Origin of the sequence: Desulfovibrio sp. (assembly GCF_019422935.1) — a bacterium.
Lineage (GTDB): Bacteria > Desulfobacterota > Desulfovibrionia > Desulfovibrionales > Desulfovibrionaceae > Desulfovibrio.
On sequence record NZ_JAHZCJ010000007.1, the window covers coordinates 199,533 to 217,020 of the forward strand.

The window sequence follows — 17,488 nt, forward strand, 5'->3', positions numbered from 1 at the left end:
TGCTTTTTATGGCGATCGCATCCATTACGACCGCCGCAGTTCCTTCCCGCGCTCTGGCCGCCGACAGCCACGCCCCTATCATTGTTTCCCTTCCCCGTGAAAACGAGCCTTATTCCTTCGTATCCATGTTCGGCGAGCCATCTGGCCTGCTTGTGGATATCTGGCGACTGTGGGGCGAGAAGGTCGGGCGAGACGTCAAATTTCGCATGGGGGAATGGCCTGACTTGCTAACTGATGTCCGCTCAGGGCAATCGCAAATCCACGGCGGACTTTTTCGCACCGCCACCCGCTCCCTGCTGCTGGATTTCGGCCCAGCGCTCTTTTCCTCGCGCGGCGTGATCATTATGGCTTCGGGCATCAGCGCTGATCTGGACAGCACGCCCGCACCGGTCATCGCCACTCTCAAGGGCACAATCCTTGAAACGCATCTGCGCACCCGCTACCCCACCCTGCGTCTTTTGTCGCTGACATCCTTCAAGGATATGCTCATGGCTGTGGGCGGCGGTCTGGCTCAAGGTGTTGCCGGGCCGCTCTTGCCGCTTATCAGTGCCATCGACCGCCTGGGACTCAACGAAAAATTTTCCACTGAGCCTTTCCCACTAATGGAAGACACGCTCCGGCCCGGCGTGCGCAAAGGCGATATGGACACTCTGGAGCTTGTGGAACAGGGCATGGCCCAGATACCCCGTGCGGAGCTCATTGCCCTGGAGGAGTATTGGGTGCGCGTTCCCGCCATGCGGGAAATAAACAGGGTGCGCCGCCCTCTGAATCTCAGCACACATGAACGCCAGTGGCTTGAAACCCATTCCCGCTGGCGCGTTGGTTTTCTTAAGGATGGAGCACCGCTCGCCTTTACCAACAAACAGGGGCATTTTGACGGCATCAGCGCGGATATTCTTCGCGCTGTCGCAGGAATTCTGGGCGTGGAAATTATCCCCCAGCCCGAAGCTTCTACCCGAAACCTGAGCACAGATCTGGCGACCCAGCAGATAGACGTGGTGCCCTTCAGCGAAAAGCTGCCGCCTGCGCACGAGAATACGCACCAGCACAGCCTGTTGTTCTATCTGCCGCTGGATGTGGTCACCAGGGCCAATGCGGGCTTTTCCGTTACCAGCCCCCGTGACCTTGCAAAAAAGACCGTAGCCGTGCTGGCATACCCCGGCGTGGCAATCCAATTGGAAAAACTCGTGCCCAGCGCCATTGTGGTTCCCCTGCAAGTCATGGACGATGCCCTTAATGGCCTGCGTTCAGGGCGCTACGATGCTGTTGTGGGCCTTTCTGTTTCCATCAGTTTTTTTCTGACCAACGGCGAGCGCAACGACCTCAGGCATACCCGGCTGCCCGATCTGCGTTATGCGGCGCAAATTGCCTTTCGTTCTGACTGGTCAGAACTTCCCAGAATTTTTGAAAAAGCCTACGAGAGCATCCCCTACACCAACCTGCTGGAAATGGCCCAACGCTGGGGCAGCCTGCGGCTTGAAAAAGACATTGACTGGGAACGCATCAAACAGGTGGGCGGCGTGGTTGCCCTGCTTGTGGGCAGTTTTGTGTGCGTAATGCTGATTGCCAACCACAGGCTTGCGCGCGAAAGCCAGGCCACCCAGATTGCCTTAAGTACCCTGCGCCAAAGGGAGCGCCAGCTTAAAACGGTTATGGACAACCAGCCAAGCATGGTCATGCTGATCGACACGGCTGGCAGATATGTACTGGTCAACCGCCAGTTTGAGCGCTTTATAGGCCGCCCGACAGAGGCCATGATCGGCAAACGGAACGAAGACAACCTGCCCCCGGAAATAGCCGCTGCCGCAACGCTTGCTGATGCAGAAATCCTGAAAACCGGCGAACCACTTACCTGTGAAGAATCCTACCGCAATGCCAGCGGCGACCTGCGGGATCTTGACACCTGCAAGGTTCCGCTCAAGGACGACAACGGCAACATCTTTGGCATTGTCATTACTGCCACAGACATTACCGAGAGACGCAAGGCCGAGCGGCAGGCCCTGCGCACGCAGACCGAGATGGCTCAGATATTCAACGCCGCAGGTAGCGCCATGCGCGTGCTGGACACCAATCACGTTGTTTTGCAGGCCAATGATGCTTTTCTGAAGCTGCACGGATTCAGCCGGGAAGAAGTGATCGGCGTCCGCTGTTCCGACTACACGCAAAATTCAGAAAAATGCACCACATGCGCAGTCACGCGAGTGCTTAACGGCGCGCCCAAAGCTGCGGAAACCACCATGCGCCGCCGCAAGAACGGCGATGAAATTTACTGCGATATTGTGGCTACGCCCTTTCTTTCGCCCGAAGGGGAACTGCTGGGGGCCATTGAAGACTGCCGCGATGTCACAGAGCTTGTAAAAAGCCAGCGCGCCATGCAAAAGGCTGCCCTGGCTGCGGAAGAAGCCAACCGCGCCAAGAGCGAATTTCTGGCAAACATGAGTCACGAAATCCGCACTCCCATGAATGCCGTTATCGGCATGGCCTATCTCGCCCTGCAAACCAAACTCACGGGCAAGCAGCACAGCTACCTCTCCAGCATCAAGGATTCCGCCAAATCACTGCTGCGCATCATCAATGACATTCTGGATTTTTCAAAGATTGAAGCGGGCCGCATGGATATTGAGAATGTGGACTTTGAGCTGGACGAAGTGCTGCAAGGGCTGGCAAGCCTCGACATTGTCAAACTGGCCGAGAGCAAGGTCGAACTGCTGATTGACGTGGAGCCGGACGTTCCCTTCACCCTCATGGGCGACCCTCTGCGGCTGGGGCAGGTACTTATCAACCTTGTGGGCAACGCCATCAAGTTTACCGATCAGGGCGAGGTTTGCGTGCGGGTGCAGCGGTGCGGTGCCGTGGGCAACAAAATAACCCTGCTATTCAGCATCAGCGACACCGGCGTTGGCATGTCGGAAGAGCAGAAACAAAAGCTGTTCCACGCATTTTCGCAAGCCGATATGTCCACAACCCGGCGGTTCGGCGGCACAGGTCTGGGACTTTCCATTTCCAAAAGGCTTGTGGAAATGATGGATGGCACGATCACGGTTGAAAGCAAGCCCGATCAGGGCAGCACATTTCTCTTTACCGCATCCTTTGACCTGCCCCCGGTTGGCCTTGCCACTCTGCCGGAGGTGCAGGCGCCTTCTGGCCTGCGCGCCCTTGTGATTAACAGCGACAGCGCCCGGAGGGAGAAACTGGGGCAAACCCTCGCTGGCCTTGGGCTGCGATACGGCGAGGCGGCAGACGGCACTCAGGGCGCACGCGTTGCCGCAAAAGCCGCCAAGGCAGGCATGGTCTACGAAGTCGCGCTGATCGACTGCAACCAGTCTGAAAAAATCAATCTGAAAGCGGCAGCCCGGCTGAAAAAATTGCAGAACATACCCGTTATCGTCCTGACCGGGGTCCATAATCTTGGCAAACTCAATGCGCAGGCAACCGCCCTGGGCATCAATCATGTTCTCTGCAAACCTGTTTGCAGAACAACATTGCTGCGCGCCATTCAGGAGGCCACGCGCAACAACCAGCAGGCAGAATACAGCCTGCTGGCTGGCAACGAGCTGCCAAGGTTTATAGAGGGACTGGAAGGTCAGCGTGTGCTTTTGGCTGAAGATAATGAAATCAACCAGATTGTGGCCAAGGAACTGCTGGAAGGCATGGGTCTTGTGGTGGATATTGCCGATAATGGCCGCATTGCCGTGGACATGATCTACAAGGGTGCGTACGCGGCTGTTTTCATGGACATACAGATGCCCGAAATGGACGGATTTGAGGCAACACGCATGGTACGCGCCACGCCTGGATTCCGCCATCTGCCTATCATTGCCCTCACGGCGCACGGCATGGTGGGCGACAGGGAAAAATGCCTCAAGGCTGGCATGAGCGACCACATTTCCAAGCCCATCGACCCCACGGCTCTAACAGAAGTTGCCATGCGCTGGTGCCGCAAATCCAATGCGGACACCCCACGGCAAACAATCGATTTATAAAGCCCCCTCCTCGCCCTTCGCACTGACTCCTCTCTACTGTTTCCCATCCACTGCATCAAACAAACTGCCCCTGATGCACTACGTTTGATGCGCTGGCCCGATGCCTTAGGCCCCAACGCTGACGCTGTTTGCATGCCTGGGCCGTATGAGTAGCCATGTGCCTGTGAGCGCCGTAAAGGGCGCAACCGTCACAAGCCCGATGCTGCCCACCAATGTGTTCATTATTTCAGCGGAAACAAAGGGCAGGTTGAGGGCGTTTTCCAGCGGGATGCCCTGCGCCATGAACAGCATCAAGGTGGCTATATAACCGCCGGAATAGGCCAGCAGCAAGGTTGTGGTCATGGTGCCCACTACGGCGCGACCCACTCGCAGGCCCGAGGCCAGCGCAGCTCGACGGGAAATGCCGGGATTCTGCGCCGCCAGCTCGGCCATACTGGCAGCTACATCCATGGCGAGATCCATCAGCGCGCCGGAAGAAGCCATGAATATGCTGGCAAGAAAGATGCGCGTCATGTTCAGATGCGGATAGCCGGAATAGAGCACGGTCTCCGCATAGGGGCGCACGGCCCCGTGCAGGTGGAACGGCCCTGCAAAAGCCAGGGCAAGCCCACAGGTGGCGGCAATGCCCAGCAGTGAGCCGAGCCAGGCAGCCAGCCCGCGCCGGTTCATGCCGCCTACAAGCAAGATGGTTGCAGCTGTTATGGCCGTGGTGACGCCCAGCCCCAGCAGGATGGGATCCACGTCGCGCAGCAGGGCCGGAACCAGCGCCTTCCAGATCATCAGGGCAGAAAATACAAAGGAGAGCAGCGCCTTGAGGCCTGTGGCCCCGGCGAAGGCCAGCAGCAACAGGGCAAAGATGCCAAAGGCCACGGCCTGCGTGTGCAGCCGATAGTGATCCTGCGCCACCACATCGGCCACCTTGCCATCCCGCAGGGTAAGCACCATCAGGGCTGTGTCGCCGGGGGCGAATACTTTATCCAGCTCCATCTTGCCCACCAGATCGTTGCCCGCCTGCCATGTCTGCCCGGCATAGGGGCCATCAATGCCCCGCAGGGTCACATATTGCGTACCCATGCGCACAATGCCGTACTGGTGCACCCGCTCGTTGTCCACGCTCAGCACCGTTGCACGGCAGCGCACCGCATTATCCGGCAGGCGGTTTTCAAAACCAGTGGGCAGCAGATACAGCGCAAGACAGGCCAGCCCCAACACCACACACAGCAGGGCATCGCGCCGGGTGGAGCGCAAGGGCATATGCCCTGCGGCGGCCCCAACCTGTGCCTTGGCCAGCGATTGAGCCTGTATTTGCGGATGCGCCTGATCTGCCCCGGTTACATCCGCCGAGCTGCCCGACAATTCGTTTTCTTCACTCTGCTGGGCCATGACGACTCCTGCGTTATACTCGAGTCTTTGCTTTTTTAGCCATAATAAACAGGCCGGACAGCAGGCATATAGCCCCGCCGCCCGGCCTGCAACACTACGCCAGTCTTGTGCCAAGACTTCGTTAGTTAGCGGCTGTCGCCAGGCTTATTGCCGGGCTGCCAGCAGTATTTACGGCAGGGCTGACAACGGCGGCGGATTTCTTCATCCCCATGATTTCAGCCATGCGGGCAAAGATATCCGTATTGTCGTAAAACCCGCCAAAGCGATCAGCGCCCACGCCCCCGGCAGAGGTCAGCACCGGAACGCCCGTATGGGAATACGTTGTCCAGGCAATGCCCGACTTCTGGTTAAGCAAATGGGTGAGGGTGACGGTGAACGGCTCATATTCGCCGTAGAGCAGGTAATCCTGATCCGAAATATTCTTGCTGTCGCCGCCCTTCATGCTGCGCTCAAAGGCCGCGCGCAGTTCGTCCACCTCGTAGGGTTTCAGCACCATGCCGGCGGCGTCGCCATCCTTGGGCAGGGCGGCGGCTTCCGCATCAGAAAGCACCACAAGACCAAAGTTTTCCTTCACCAGCGGCAGCACGTCTTCCAGCTTTGCCTGCGGATTGGCCTTGCGGAAGGCGTTGAATTTTTCGTCAAAGGCCACGTAGGATATCTTCTGGTTTTTCAGGCGGGTGTGGTACGAATCGTACTTGGTGCCCGCAAAACCGATGGACATGCCGCCGGTTTCGTGGTCGCCCGTAACAATGACCAGGGTGTCATCCGGATGGTTGCGCATGAACTGCATGGCCTCGGCCACGGCGGCGTCAAACGCCAGCACATCGGTAATGGAGCTTACGGCATCGTTGGCATGGCAGGCCCAGTCAACCTTGCCGCCTTCGATCATCATGAAAAAGCCTTTGGGATTATCCAGCAGTTCAAAGCCCTTGCGCGACATCTCGGCCAGCGAAACATCGTCCTTGGCGGCATCCATGGCGTAGGTCATGGCTGATTCGTCCTGAAGGCGCGGATTGACGAACACCACGCGTTCCTTGCCGGGTTTGAGCGAGCGAAAATCCTGCGCGCTGTTCACATAGTGGAACCCATTGGCGCGGATGGCGTCCAGCACGTTGCGCTTGTCGCCTTCCATCTTGGATTTTTTGCCCGCAGGATCAAGAAAACCGCCGCCAGCAAAATAATCCATGCGGCTCGCGGCCAGTTCAAGGCCAATTTCGTAATAATTTTTACGGCTGGGCTGATGCGCGTAAAAAGAACCGGGCGTGGCGTGGTCGAGCGACACGGTGGACACGATGCCCACCTTCATGCCCTTATCGCGCGCCATTTCGGCAATGGAAACCACGGGTACGTTCTTGCCGTCCACGCCAAGGCCACGATTGGTGGTCTTGACGCCACAGGCCATGGCGGTTCCGGCAGCGGCGGAATCCGTAATGAGCGAATCAATGGAATATGTGGTGGTTGCGCCCTGCACGGGCAACTGGCTCATGTTGAGCTTGACGATGCCGGGGGTGGTGTCGCCCTTTTGCGCAGCCAGATACAGCTCCGCCGCGTTGCGTTGGGCCATGCCCATTCCATCGCCTATGAGCAGAATGACGTACTTGGCCTGCCCCGCATGGGCAACCCCCATAAAGCCGAACAGCATGACGCAAAGAACAAAAGCCGCCCGTGCGGCATTGTGCCAACGAAACTGGGCCATGACCCGAACCTCCTGCATAAAAGCAATGGTGGAAAGCCCCCGAAAATCGGCCAGCCTTCCCCAAAATCATACAAGGCTGCCTGCGGGCTCTACAATGGGCTAACGCTCGCCCATGCGGGTGACGCCCGCGTTACGGGCAACCGCATGTTGCGTGACAGGCGCGGTACAACCTGTTACCGCAGCTCTGACAAGCAAGACAACGCCAAAACGGCCTGCCCGCAGCAGCGGGCAGGCCGTTCACATAAGGTGTCATCAGCCCGTTAGTAGGGCAAGCCAAGGCCTGTAGCGGTGTGGATGGTATCCTTGAAAAAGACAATGCGGCTGAGCAGCACGGCGCAGAGCACCAGCAGGCCAAGCGCGCAGGCGCGTTGCCGCGCCGCGTAGGTCAGGCCAAAGGCCGCGCCCAGCAGCGCCAGCCCGCCCCAGAACAGGGGCGAAGCCAGCCATGCCTGGGCCGTGGCCTGCATGATCGCACCGCCGGAGGCCCACACGCAGGGCACAATCAGCAGCACCGCCATGAGCATGCCCAGAAACACCCGCAGCACCCCAACCCGGTTTTGCGCAAAGGCCGCGCCCAGCGAAAGGCTGGTAAGGGCGAAGAGCAGCATGGGCACGCCGTTGCTGATGGCAGGCATGGAAATGACGGCATAGGTCATACCCTGCATGATGATGCCCGCAAGCCCCGCCACGGCAGTGACTACACACAGCAGGCGCGAAGGTTTGAAGCAGCAAAGGCAGGCCAGCGCGGCGAACAGGCCGAATACCAGCCCTTCCCTGCTGAGCCAGGAGCCGCCCATGTTGGTGAGCGCCGTTGCGGCGCGCCAGGGCTGGGCCAGATGCAGCATGGAAGCCGCCAGCCCAAGCAGGGCGGCCCCGGCCACAACGTACCATTCCTTGCCGCCAAGGGGGCTAAGCCCTGCGGCCTGTCTAGGGGCCGAGGTTACGGCCCCGGCAGCCGGACGCAGCATTCCAAAAGCCGCAAATACGGCCATGCCCACGGCAAGCTGGGTAAGCACCGTAAAGAAGACAAGAGGGAATTCGTAATGCATGGTTTTACCCCCTGACCTGACGCGGCATCCTGGGCAGGATAAACCGGGTGGAAGGATTAAGGCGCGGCATGGCGGGATAGCCAGCCGGATTCTGCACGGCGTTGGTATCGTCAAACTGCTCCAGATCCACAAGCTCCAGCGCGCCAGTGGGGCAACCCTGCACGCAGGCGGGCAACAGTCCGGCATCGAGGCGCTCATGGCACATGCTGCATTTTTCCGCATGCTTTTCCGCCTTGTTGAAGCGCGGCGCGCCGTAAGGGCAGGAACGGATGCAGTTGGTGCAGCCGATGCAGGTTTCCTTGTGGTGCACGACCACGCCGTCAGGCCGCTTTTCGTACGAAGACGTCGGGCAGGCATCCATACAGGCGGGATGCTCGCAATGGTTGCACGCCAGCGAAAGAAAGGCCCTGTCGTGGTGCGGATAAATGGCCTCGTCCAGCGGATACACCTGCCGCCAGACCATGTCCGGCTCCAGCTGGTTGAAGTTTTTGCAGGCCATGGCGCAAGAGCGGCAGCCAATGCACTTATCCATATCCATCAAGAACGCGCGTCTTTTACTCATGCCAAGCCTCCGCTCACCGCAATCACGTCTGCAAACTGATCGTGAATTGCAACACCCGGCGAACCGGTTTTCATGGCCCCCATGTCTGACGAGCAATCGTCCACAAGGTTCTGCACGTTAAAGTCCAGCTTGCGGAACCATGCCTCGTACATGACCAGACAATCCGTAGCCACGTTGGTGCTGAGCCGCGCCCGCAGGCGCACCTCGCCGATGCCGTTGAACACCTTGACCATGCCCATATCCCTGATGCCGCGCTCCTGCGCCGCCTTGGGGTGGATGTAGACATATGGCTCGGGATAGAAGTTTTCCATCCAGTCCAGGTTGATAAACTGGGAGTGCAGGCCAAACTGCACATGCGGAGTCAGCAGCCGGAACGGCCCGTTGGCCTTGCGCCCTTCCACAAATTCGGGCAGGGCCTTGAAGCCGTTTTTGGCGCAAAGGTCGGACTTGAACTCGTACTTGCCCGAGGGAGTCTTGAAGGTGCCTTCCGGCCATGCGGCAGATGATTTGCGCTTGGCCTTGACCGGCCCCTGACGCAGCGCCTCCCAGCTCGGGATGCCAAACAGGTCGTAAATGCCCTTGTTGCATTCCTTTGCCATCCATTCCTTGCCGTCCACTTCCTGCGGAAAGGTGCACGACCCGGCTTCCTTGCGGTTCATGGCGCGGGAGAGGGCCGCAGCGATTTCGATGTTCGACCGCGCCTCGTGCATGGGCTTGATGGCCTGCTCGTTGAGCGAAAGCCAGTAGTGCCAGTAAGATACGTTTATCGTCCATTCCTCAAAAAGCGTTGTCACCGGCAACACGATGTCGGAATGGCGCACGGTTTCCGTAAAGAACTGCTCAACGGAGACAACCATATCCAGCTTCTTGAAGGCCCGTTCCAGCTTGTTGCGGTCAAAATCCTGCGCAAAAGGATTTTTGCAGGATATCCAGAGCATTTTCAGCTCGGGATCTTTGGCATCCAGAATTTCCTGGGCAATCCTGTTGATGTTCAGCGAGCGGTCGGTGTAGGCGGCCTTCTCCCCGCCGCCAAAGTCAAACTCGCCCTTGGGGCCGCCGCCGCCCACAAAACCATTGGAGCCTGCGGGGCGCTGCTGCGTCATGGCGTGATAGTTGAACCCCCAGGTTTGCAAATGCCCGTAGCGAGCGCCGCCGCCCTCAACACCCACGTTGCCTGTCATGGCCACAAAGGCATCCACGGCGCGCACCATGGCCCCGCCGTTGGTGTGGCGCTGCATGCCGTAGCCAATCCACACCGTCGCGGGGTGGGCCGAAGCAAATTCTTCTGTCACCGCGCGGATTTCATGGGCGGGTACGCCAGAAACCTGCGCCGCCCACTCCACGGTGACGTTGGCCCGCAGATAGGCCGCAAATTCATCAAAACCCACGGCCCGGTTTTTGACAAAATCCTGATCTACAAGGCCGGCATCCAGCAGATGCCGGGCCATGCCGAGCGCAAGCGCCCCATCGCCGCCCGCGCGCACCTGCCAGTACACATCCCCCTTGGCCGCAGTCTGGGTAAAGATGGGGTCAATAACCACCACCTTGGCGCCCTTCTGCCGGGCCTCGTAGATGTACTTCATGGAGTGCATGGAACACCATGCCGGATTTGCGCCCCACACGATGATGTACTTGGCCTTGACCATGTCTTCCGGATCATTGCACCACATGTCGCCGAAGTCGTAGTTCTGGGCGTCAATGCCCGCAGGCCAGCAGGGCGTGCCCACAAAACGGCTGGTGTACCCGAGGGAAGACATCATGCCTTCAACACCGTAGTTGGTGATGCCGAAATTGCCGGAATATTTGGTAAGTCCCAGCCCCAGCAGGTTGCCGTCCTTTTTCTTCAGCTCCAGAATCTTGTCCGAAATCCGGTCCATGGCCTCGTCCCAGCTGATTCTGCGCCAGTTGCCCGAGCCTCGGCCCTCCTGAATCATGGGATACTTGATGCGGTCAGGGCTGTAGACCCGCCGGGGATAGGAATAGCCCTTTACGCACAAGGCCCCGTGAGTGAAGGTTGACTCCGGCGCGCCCTCCACAAACTGCACGATGCCGTCCTTGACGTAGGTCTTTATGCTGCATGTATCGTAGCAGTTGCGGGGGCAGGCGTTGCGAAACACCTGATAGGCCGAGGGGTCAAAGGGTTTTGCCTCGCTGCGCGCAGGCAAAAGCAGCGAACCGGAAACACCGCCGAGCGCGCCCGCGGCCCCGGTCGCCAGCAATCCTTTAAGGAAGCCGCGCCGTTCTTTTGAGCAATCAGATTTATGCATACATACTCCTTTGCGTGCAATGACACAGCCAATATTCAAGACAGCGCAGGGCAGCCTGCATTGCGGGCGTGGGCGCGTCCGCCTTGCGTGCCCTTTCCACAAAAGCGGGAAGCCACCGCGCCATGTGCTCATCCACAAGCCAGGCAAGGGCCTCACGGGCATGGACGCGCAGAGGGGCGCCGCACTCGGGGCGCAAGAGCAAGGTCAGCATAGTCCAGGCTTCCAGCTCGCAGGCGATAAAGTCGTCCGGCTGACCCTCCGGCGCGGCAAGGCCAAGGGCTTGCAGCATTTCGCGCATATCTGTTGCGGCATTGCCCATAAGTCGGGGTTCCGCTTCCAGATACACCGAGGCGTAGGGCGGCGCAGGCACGGCCTGCGGCCCCACAAACAGCCGGTTAAAGGCGTACTCTTCCGCCTGCCAGTTTATGCTGTCGGGCAGGATTTCCACGGGCGCAAAGCGCGTGGCCGCCGCAGCCAGCGCCTCAGCATCCTTGCTGCTGAAAAAGTCGCGCAAGGCCTGAGCCAGGGTCTGCATTTCTGGTAATGATGGGGACATTCAAGCCTCCGGGCAGGACGCCCCACGCGGGGCATCACGAGCATTTTGATACGTTATTAAAATGCCCGCTCTGTGTGCAGTGCGCCAGAGTGAATGTTTGGTGAGAGATCGGGTATGCAGCTATACCCGATTAATCGGCATTGGGTAGGAAGGGAAAAATGAAGGAGCGAAATGAAGAGAAGCCGGACTGCGGATGCAATCCGGCAGAGCCTCAGGCCTGACTGGTAATCAGGTACATGGCAAGCTGGGTATCGTGCCCGCGCACGCCAAGCTTGCGCCGGATGTTTCTGCGGTGGGTCTGCACAGTTTCCGGCGAAATGCGCAGGATGGCGGCAATCTCCTTGGTCGTGCGCCCGGTCTGGATCCACTGGCAGATTTTAAGCTCGGCGAGGGTCAGCTTGCTCAGCCCCTTGTCTTTAACCAGCTGCTCCTGCGCGGAACCTGTGCCTCCAAGGATGCGCTCAAGCTGCTCGCGCGCAAGCTCGATTCCCTGTTTGCGGGCTGTGGCATCCTGCTCCCTGCCCAGCTCCGCCAGGGCGGGCCACAGAAAGCTGCGCACGTTTTCGGCCAGCTCATCGCTCTGCTGGCAGCGCTCTTCCTCAACATGCCGCAGCACGTTGCGCAGGGTGATGTTCAGCTCTTCAAGACGCTGCTTTTCCTGCTGAAGATCCTGCGTTTGCCGCTGCACCGCGTCTTCAAGCATTTCCCTGTGCAACACGTGCGGCGTTATGTTGTTCAGCAGGAGCAAGAAGTCGCCGGAGCTTGCCATGCTCAGGTCCCCCAACGAAGCCATGGAAAGCCGGAACACCAAGCCATTGCCGAAGGGGGAAATTTCGACGGTCTGCCCCACCTTGTAGCGGGCAAAAAATGTTTTTGCGTCTGATTCTTCCAGACCAAGCGCATCCCAGATGTATTTGCCTTCAAGGTTCTCGCCCGCATACTGCCGCAAGGAGCGGTTGGCGGTGACTATGCGGCAGGCGGAATCCATGACCAGCACACCGTCGGACGTGGCGTTGAACACGTTTTCAAAGCGGCACTTTTCCACGGTCAGCAGGCGAAACAGCTCGTCCTGATCAATGGAGTGGGCGCTCTGGGCGGCCTGCATGCAGGCTTCCATCCACACTATTTCAAAAGCCTGACTGTAAACCTCCACCAGCCGCGCGGCCAGGGCCGCTGCGCGCTCCGTTACCTCAGGCGCGAGGCGCGGCAGGGCCTCAAGGGCATCCTGCACCGCCAGAGTGAAGGTCTTGTAGCAACCCAGAAACATACTGCTGGTGATGCCCCGTCGCAAATGACGCAGACCCGAGCTTTTCAGCGCATCGGCCCAGCCGTCGGCATTGGTGCGCAGCATTTCGAACGAAGGCGGCGTGTTGCGGTCGGCATGGCCTTTCACCGCGTCCAGCAGTCCGTCGCAGGAGGTCATGCAGTCTTCCCGCCTGGCCGTGGTGAAGGACAGGTAGCCCGCAGCCTTCATGCGCAGTGTCCACTGCCCGAGAAAGACTTCGGCGCAGTCGTCAAAGTGGTTCACCGCGCCAAGCGCGCACCGCCACTCTTCGCCGCTCAGGTCAAAAAGACCGGAAGACGCATTCTGCTCCGCTAGGTGGGATGTATGACTATCGGGGGTCGCTTTTGACATGGCTGCCTTAACGCGCATGGGGCTTGCAAAAAGGGCTACGCGGGATTCAGGGCAAGGACTGGTTGCGGGCATGGGACGGGGGCGCACGAGATAAATGGAGACTGGAAGCGGCACACTAATAAAAATGTGACGCACATTCACTCTTTCTGTCAAGAGCGTGAAAGGGCAGACCGAGCGCGGCATGGCGAAGGGCTGGCAATAAAAGCAGTTACGGGCGCTGCCGCCCATATGCATGGCAGGGAGGAAAGGGCATAAGGAGGACAAGCACAGGTTACGTGCAGTCCTGCACCACTAAGGGGGGAGAACGGGGGAAAGAAACAGCCAAGAAACAGAAAAAGGACTCATGCAAATCATGCATAAGTCCTTGAAATCTATATGGTGCCGAGGGACAGAATTGAACTGCCGACACGGGGATTTTCAGTCCCCTGCTCTACCAACTGAGCTACCTCGGCCCATTAGGGCTTGCCGCCAGAGCGTTTGCTCTTTCACAGCGGCTGGAAAAGTCTTCTATCTACTTGCGCTGACTTTGGCAAGCTTTTTTTTAAGAATTTTGTACAACGGCTTGAAATATGGCTTTCTTCCGGCCATACTTCCCCCGTCAACAGATCAAATCAAGGATTTATCGTGCCTTTTCACAGCCCCATCCCCCCAACATTGCGGGATCTCGATGCCCTGCGCAACATTGGCGTCAAGCGCGTCATCATGCAGGCCCTTGTTACCGGCGGCGTCACTGGCGGCGTTATCGGCCTTTTTCGCCTTGCTTACGACCACATCAACGCCGCGCTTGTGCACACCATACGCCAGCACGACCTTTATGACCCTGTTGCGGCTGCCTGGATTTTCGGCGGCTTGGCGATCTTGGCTCTGCTGGCACTGCTGGCCCTGCGCCTTGAACCCCTTGTGAGCGGCAGTGGCATTCCGCAGGTGGAGCTGATGGTGCGCGGGCAGATGCGCATGAACTGGCTGCGCGTGCTGCTGTGCAAATTTGGCGGAACCCTCGTTTCGCTCAGCGGCGGCCTGTCTGTGGGCCGCGAGGGGCCTTCCATCATGATGGGCGCGGCCGTGGGGGCTGGCGTGGGGCACCTGTGGGGCGAGCGCAGTGGGCAGAGCCTGCCGCGTTATCTTGTGGGGGGCAGCGTTGCCGGGCTTGCCGCCGCCTTTGGCGCGCCCCTGGCGGGCATGTTCTTTGCGTTTGAAGAAATGAAAACCATCCTCAGCGCCCCCATGCTGCTGTTTACGGGCGTGTGCGCCCTTGCCGCATGGTTTGTGGTGCAGGTTCTGCTCGGATTCGGCCTGGTGTTCCCCTTTGCGCAACAGCCCTTTATCCACTGGACGCAGTGGTGGGTCATCCCCTTTGTCGGCATTGCCATGGGCGTTCTGGGCGCTTTTTATAATCTGATACTGCTGCGCCTCACCCATTGGGCCGACCACAGCCCCCTGATGCCCCGCCCCTTGCGCGTGCTCCTGCCCTTCATGCTGGCGGGCGCGCTGCTTTATCTATGCCCGCAGGTGCTTGTGGGCATTGGCTTCAGCACCTTGCAGCTTGAGAGCCTGCCCCTGCCCTTGCTGGGCCTCTTTGGCCTGCTGGCGGTAAAGATGGCCTTTTCATGGATAAGCTTTGCCTCCGGCGTTTCCGGCGGCCTGCTGATGCCCGTACTGCTCATGGGTTCCATTGGCGGGGCATGCATGGCCTCGGGCCTGCAATCTGCCGGAATTATCAGCCCGGAGCAGACCGCCACAGTGCTGACCCTCGGCATGACAGGCCTTTTTGCCGGTTCCGTGCGCGCGCCGCTGACCGGCGCATTTTTGCTGCTTGAAATGACAGGATCGTTCCACAACATCCCCACGGTGGTGCTCACGGCTTATATTGCCGCCTTCACCGCCAATGCCTTGCGCTCCGAACCTGTGTACGACAGCCTGCGCGCCCGCTGCCTTGATCTGGCTGGCGCGGCAGCCCCAAGCGACAAAAATGGCAATGATACCGATGCGTCAGGCAACGCAACACAACTGCAAAAATGAAAGGTCGTGCAAAAGGGGCACGATGCCGCAAAAAATTTATTCATATAACTATTTGTTATGTTTGAATTTTTAAAAAAATGCTTGCGTTTTGGAATTGGAGTGTCTATGTTCACCAATTGCAAAACCAACCGCGCCCCATGGAGTAGGTATGACCCGTAAAGACCGCACAGAAGGCATATACAGCCGCCGAGAAGTACTGGACGAAAGTGAGCGTCGCCAGTACTGCCTTATTCAGCTCAAAGATTTGCTCTCCTACGCATACCGCTATTCAGAAGACGTTAAAAAACGCTTCGACCGTGCGCAGTTCAATGTGGAGAAATTCAAAACACTTACCGATATAAAGCACATTCCCATCCTGAAGAAGAAAGAACTTATCTTCCTTCAGTCCATGGGGCCGCGCCTGGGCGGTCTGCTGACCAAGGATATCGGCGAGCTCAAGCGCATCTTTTTGTCGCCTGGGCCCATCTTCGATCCCGAAGACCGTGGAGAAGACTACTGGGGTTACACCGAAGCCTTCTATTCCGTTGGCTTCCGCCCCGGCGATGCCGTGCAGAACACGTTCAACTACCAGTTGACGCCCGCTGGCCTCATGTTTGAAGAGCCGCTGCGCAACCTGGGCTGCGCGGTTATTCCCGCCGGCCCCACAGACGCCGCCACCCAGCTCGACATCATGCAGAAGCTGCGCGTCTCCGGCTATGTGGGCACGCCCAGCTTTCTCATGCACCTTGCGCAAAAGGCCGAAGAAAAAGGCCTTAACCTGCGCAAGGATCTTTTCCTCGAAGTGGCCTTTGTCACCGGCGAGCGCCTGTCTGAAAAGATGCGCTCCCAGATGGAAAAGAAGTACGACCTCGTCATGCGTCAGGGCTACGGCACCGCCGACGTGGGCTGCATCGGCTACGAATGCTTCCACAAAACCGGCCTGCACATTGCCAACCGCTGCTACGTGGAAATCTGCCATCCTGACACGGGCATCCCGCTGAAGGACGGCGAAGTGGGCGAAATCGTGGTGACGGCCTTCAACAAGACCTACCCGCTCATCCGCCTTGCCACGGGCGACCTTTCGTACATTGACCGCAGCCCCTGCGCCTGCGGCCGCACCAGCCCGCGCCTTGGCAGCATTGTGGGCCGCGTGGACACCACCGCCCGCATCATGGGCATGTTTGTGTACCCGCATCAGGTTGAACAGGTCATGAGCCGCTTTGAAGAAATCAAACGTTGGCAGATCGAAGTCACCAACCCCGGCGGCATCGACGAAATGACCCTGTTTGTGGAAACCAGCGGCTTCAAGCGCGAAGAAGAGCTGCTGCACCAGTTCCGCGAAAAGATCAAACTGCGCCCCGAACTGCGCGTGCTGGCTCCCGGCAGCCTGCCCCCGCAGATCAGACCCATCGAAGACAAGCGTCACTGGGATTAACCCGCAGATATACGCAACAAGCCCGGCCAAAAGCCGGGCTTGTTTTTTGGCAATTCTAAAGGAATCGCAAAGGGCGTGGAAAAAGAAGCAGAACACTTTTCCACACTGCAATTTTTACAGTTTACTTTACGTATCAAGCGCAAGCGTCATATCAAACCACTGCGCGCCGCCATGACTTGATTTCGAAATTCCATCATTCACATAACCAAAGCATTCATAGTAGCGAATCAGTTGCTCTTTGCACGTCAGTATAACTTTCTTTTTGCCTAACTTTTTAGCTGTTTGCACAAAATTCTTCATGAGCTGAGAGGCAACGCCTTGTTTCCGAAATTCTGGAATCACAGCCAGCCCGAAAACAGTTAGGTTTTCACCAGTCTTATTGTGGTGAGACGTGCTATAAAAGAGTTCATCGTATATGACGGGGCTATCGGTAGCACATCCATTAATATACCCCACCAATCTACCGCCGACTTCAGCCACAAGAAAAGACTCAGGAAAAGCCGCAATCCTTTCCTTAAAGGAGGCCCGTGAGGCGGCTTCAGCCGCAGGAAAGCACACGGATTCTATTTCAGCTATACTCTCCAAATCATCCTGGCGAACACGTCTAACTGTGAATTCTTGCATGCAGTCTACTCTTTACTGGTGATTTTTCTGGCTTGCCCATGTCTCCAGCCGATTATGCTTTGTACTAATTTGATGTCAACCTAAGGAGCGCATGGCAAAAACCTCCGCCAACCAATAATTGCAGTGAATCAGTACACAGGCGCGCGAAAATTAGGCCTAAGGGAAGATTCTATCTTGCTTATGCACATGCGACCCTTTGCTTTTTCCACATATACTGACCTTACCCCACTGCGCATACCACTTGTAAGTTAGTGGTTTTCAATGAGTTACAGGTTATATTCTTTGCGCGAAATTCTTCC

At 58.1% G+C, this 17,488-nt stretch carries 11 protein-coding genes and 1 tRNA gene; 3 read left to right on the plus strand and 9 right to left on the minus strand.

The window, feature by feature from the left end:
• The first annotated feature begins 8 nt into the window (after window positions 1-8).
• Entirely contained in the window at window positions 9-3,983 is a 3,975-nt protein-coding gene (locus tag QZ383_RS10600) for a transporter substrate-binding domain-containing protein (RefSeq protein WP_291445306.1), read from the plus strand.
• 105 nt (window positions 3,984-4,088) lie between these two features.
• Here QZ383_RS10600 and QZ383_RS10605 read toward each other — a convergent pair whose 3' ends face one another.
• The 8 genes from QZ383_RS10605 to QZ383_RS10640 form a co-directional block, all read right to left on the minus strand.
• Window positions 4,089-5,366, minus strand: coding sequence for a YibE/F family protein (locus tag QZ383_RS10605; RefSeq protein WP_365861738.1), 1,278 nt, complete (start codon window positions 5,364-5,366; stop codon window positions 4,089-4,091).
• A gap of 121 nt (window positions 5,367-5,487) precedes the next feature.
• Window positions 5,488-7,062, minus strand: a complete 1,575-nt coding sequence (locus tag QZ383_RS10610; RefSeq protein ID WP_291445307.1) for an alkaline phosphatase — start codon at window positions 7,060-7,062, stop codon at window positions 5,488-5,490.
• A gap of 260 nt (window positions 7,063-7,322) precedes the next feature.
• The gene (locus tag QZ383_RS10615) at window positions 7,323-8,111 is read right to left on the minus strand and encodes a DmsC/YnfH family molybdoenzyme membrane anchor subunit (protein ID WP_291445309.1); all 789 of its coding nucleotides are present in this window, start codon (window positions 8,109-8,111) and stop codon (window positions 7,323-7,325) included.
• A gap of 4 nt (window positions 8,112-8,115) precedes the next feature.
• Complete coding sequence (locus QZ383_RS10620; RefSeq protein WP_022659675.1) at window positions 8,116-8,673, minus strand: 4Fe-4S dicluster domain-containing protein; 558 nt, start codon at window positions 8,671-8,673, stop codon at window positions 8,116-8,118.
• The gene (locus QZ383_RS10625; protein ID WP_291445311.1) at window positions 8,670-10,940 is read right to left on the minus strand and encodes a molybdopterin-dependent oxidoreductase; all 2,271 of its coding nucleotides are present in this window, start codon (window positions 10,938-10,940) and stop codon (window positions 8,670-8,672) included. Before QZ383_RS10625 ends, QZ383_RS10620 begins: the two co-directional genes overlap by 4 nt.
• Entirely contained in the window at window positions 10,933-11,496 is a 564-nt protein-coding gene (locus tag QZ383_RS10630; RefSeq protein WP_291445313.1) for a molecular chaperone TorD family protein, read from the minus strand. Before QZ383_RS10630 ends, QZ383_RS10625 begins: the two co-directional genes overlap by 8 nt.
• Before the next feature lie 211 nt (window positions 11,497-11,707).
• Entirely contained in the window at window positions 11,708-13,132 is a 1,425-nt protein-coding gene (locus QZ383_RS10635; protein WP_291445314.1) for a LuxR C-terminal-related transcriptional regulator, read from the minus strand.
• A gap of 376 nt (window positions 13,133-13,508) precedes the next feature.
• Window positions 13,509-13,584, minus strand: a tRNA-Phe gene (locus QZ383_RS10640).
• 172 nt (window positions 13,585-13,756) lie between these two features.
• Here QZ383_RS10640 and QZ383_RS10645 point away from each other — a divergent pair.
• Together QZ383_RS10645 and QZ383_RS10650 are read left to right on the plus strand one after the other, a co-directional pair.
• Window positions 13,757-15,151 (plus strand): chloride channel protein, encoded by a 1,395-nt coding sequence (locus QZ383_RS10645; protein ID WP_291445315.1) that lies wholly within the window; start codon window positions 13,757-13,759, stop codon window positions 15,149-15,151.
• A 148-nt stretch (window positions 15,152-15,299) separates the two neighbouring features.
• Window positions 15,300-16,565 carry an AMP-binding protein gene (locus QZ383_RS10650; RefSeq protein ID WP_022659670.1) on the plus strand — a complete coding sequence of 422 codons (1,266 nt, stop codon included), beginning with the start codon at window positions 15,300-15,302 and terminating at the stop codon, window positions 16,563-16,565.
• Between the two features lie 126 nt (window positions 16,566-16,691).
• Here the strand turns inward: QZ383_RS10650 and QZ383_RS10655 are convergent, their stop codons facing one another.
• Window positions 16,692-17,189: a GNAT family N-acetyltransferase gene (locus QZ383_RS10655; protein WP_291445317.1), complete on the minus strand. Its 498-nt coding sequence runs from the start codon at window positions 17,187-17,189 to the stop codon at window positions 16,692-16,694.
• Window positions 17,190-17,488: the final 299 nt, after the last annotated feature.

What these genes read in the sequence shown, in the direction of transcription:
- QZ383_RS10600 (WP_291445306.1), top strand. Translation starts at nt 9, where the DNA reads ATGGCGATCGCATCCATTACGACCGCCGCAGTTCCTTCCCGCGCTCTG.
- QZ383_RS10605 (WP_365861738.1), bottom strand. Translation starts at nt 5,366, where the DNA reads ATGGCCCAGCAGAGTGAAGAAAACGAATTGTCGGGCAGCTCGGCGGAT.
- QZ383_RS10610 (WP_291445307.1), bottom strand. Translation starts at nt 7,062, where the DNA reads ATGGCCCAGTTTCGTTGGCACAATGCCGCACGGGCGGCTTTTGTTCTT.
- QZ383_RS10615 (WP_291445309.1), bottom strand. Translation starts at nt 8,111, where the DNA reads ATGCATTACGAATTCCCTCTTGTCTTCTTTACGGTGCTTACCCAGCTT.
- QZ383_RS10620 (WP_022659675.1), bottom strand. Translation starts at nt 8,673, where the DNA reads ATGAGTAAAAGACGCGCGTTCTTGATGGATATGGATAAGTGCATTGGC.
- QZ383_RS10625 (WP_291445311.1), bottom strand. Translation starts at nt 10,940, where the DNA reads ATGCATAAATCTGATTGCTCAAAAGAACGGCGCGGCTTCCTTAAAGGA.
- QZ383_RS10630 (WP_291445313.1), bottom strand. Translation starts at nt 11,496, where the DNA reads ATGTCCCCATCATTACCAGAAATGCAGACCCTGGCTCAGGCCTTGCGC.
- QZ383_RS10635 (WP_291445314.1), bottom strand. Translation starts at nt 13,132, where the DNA reads ATGTCAAAAGCGACCCCCGATAGTCATACATCCCACCTAGCGGAGCAG.
- QZ383_RS10650 (WP_022659670.1), top strand. Translation starts at nt 15,300, where the DNA reads ATGACCCGTAAAGACCGCACAGAAGGCATATACAGCCGCCGAGAAGTA.
- QZ383_RS10655 (WP_291445317.1), bottom strand. Translation starts at nt 17,189, where the DNA reads ATGCAAGAATTCACAGTTAGACGTGTTCGCCAGGATGATTTGGAGAGT.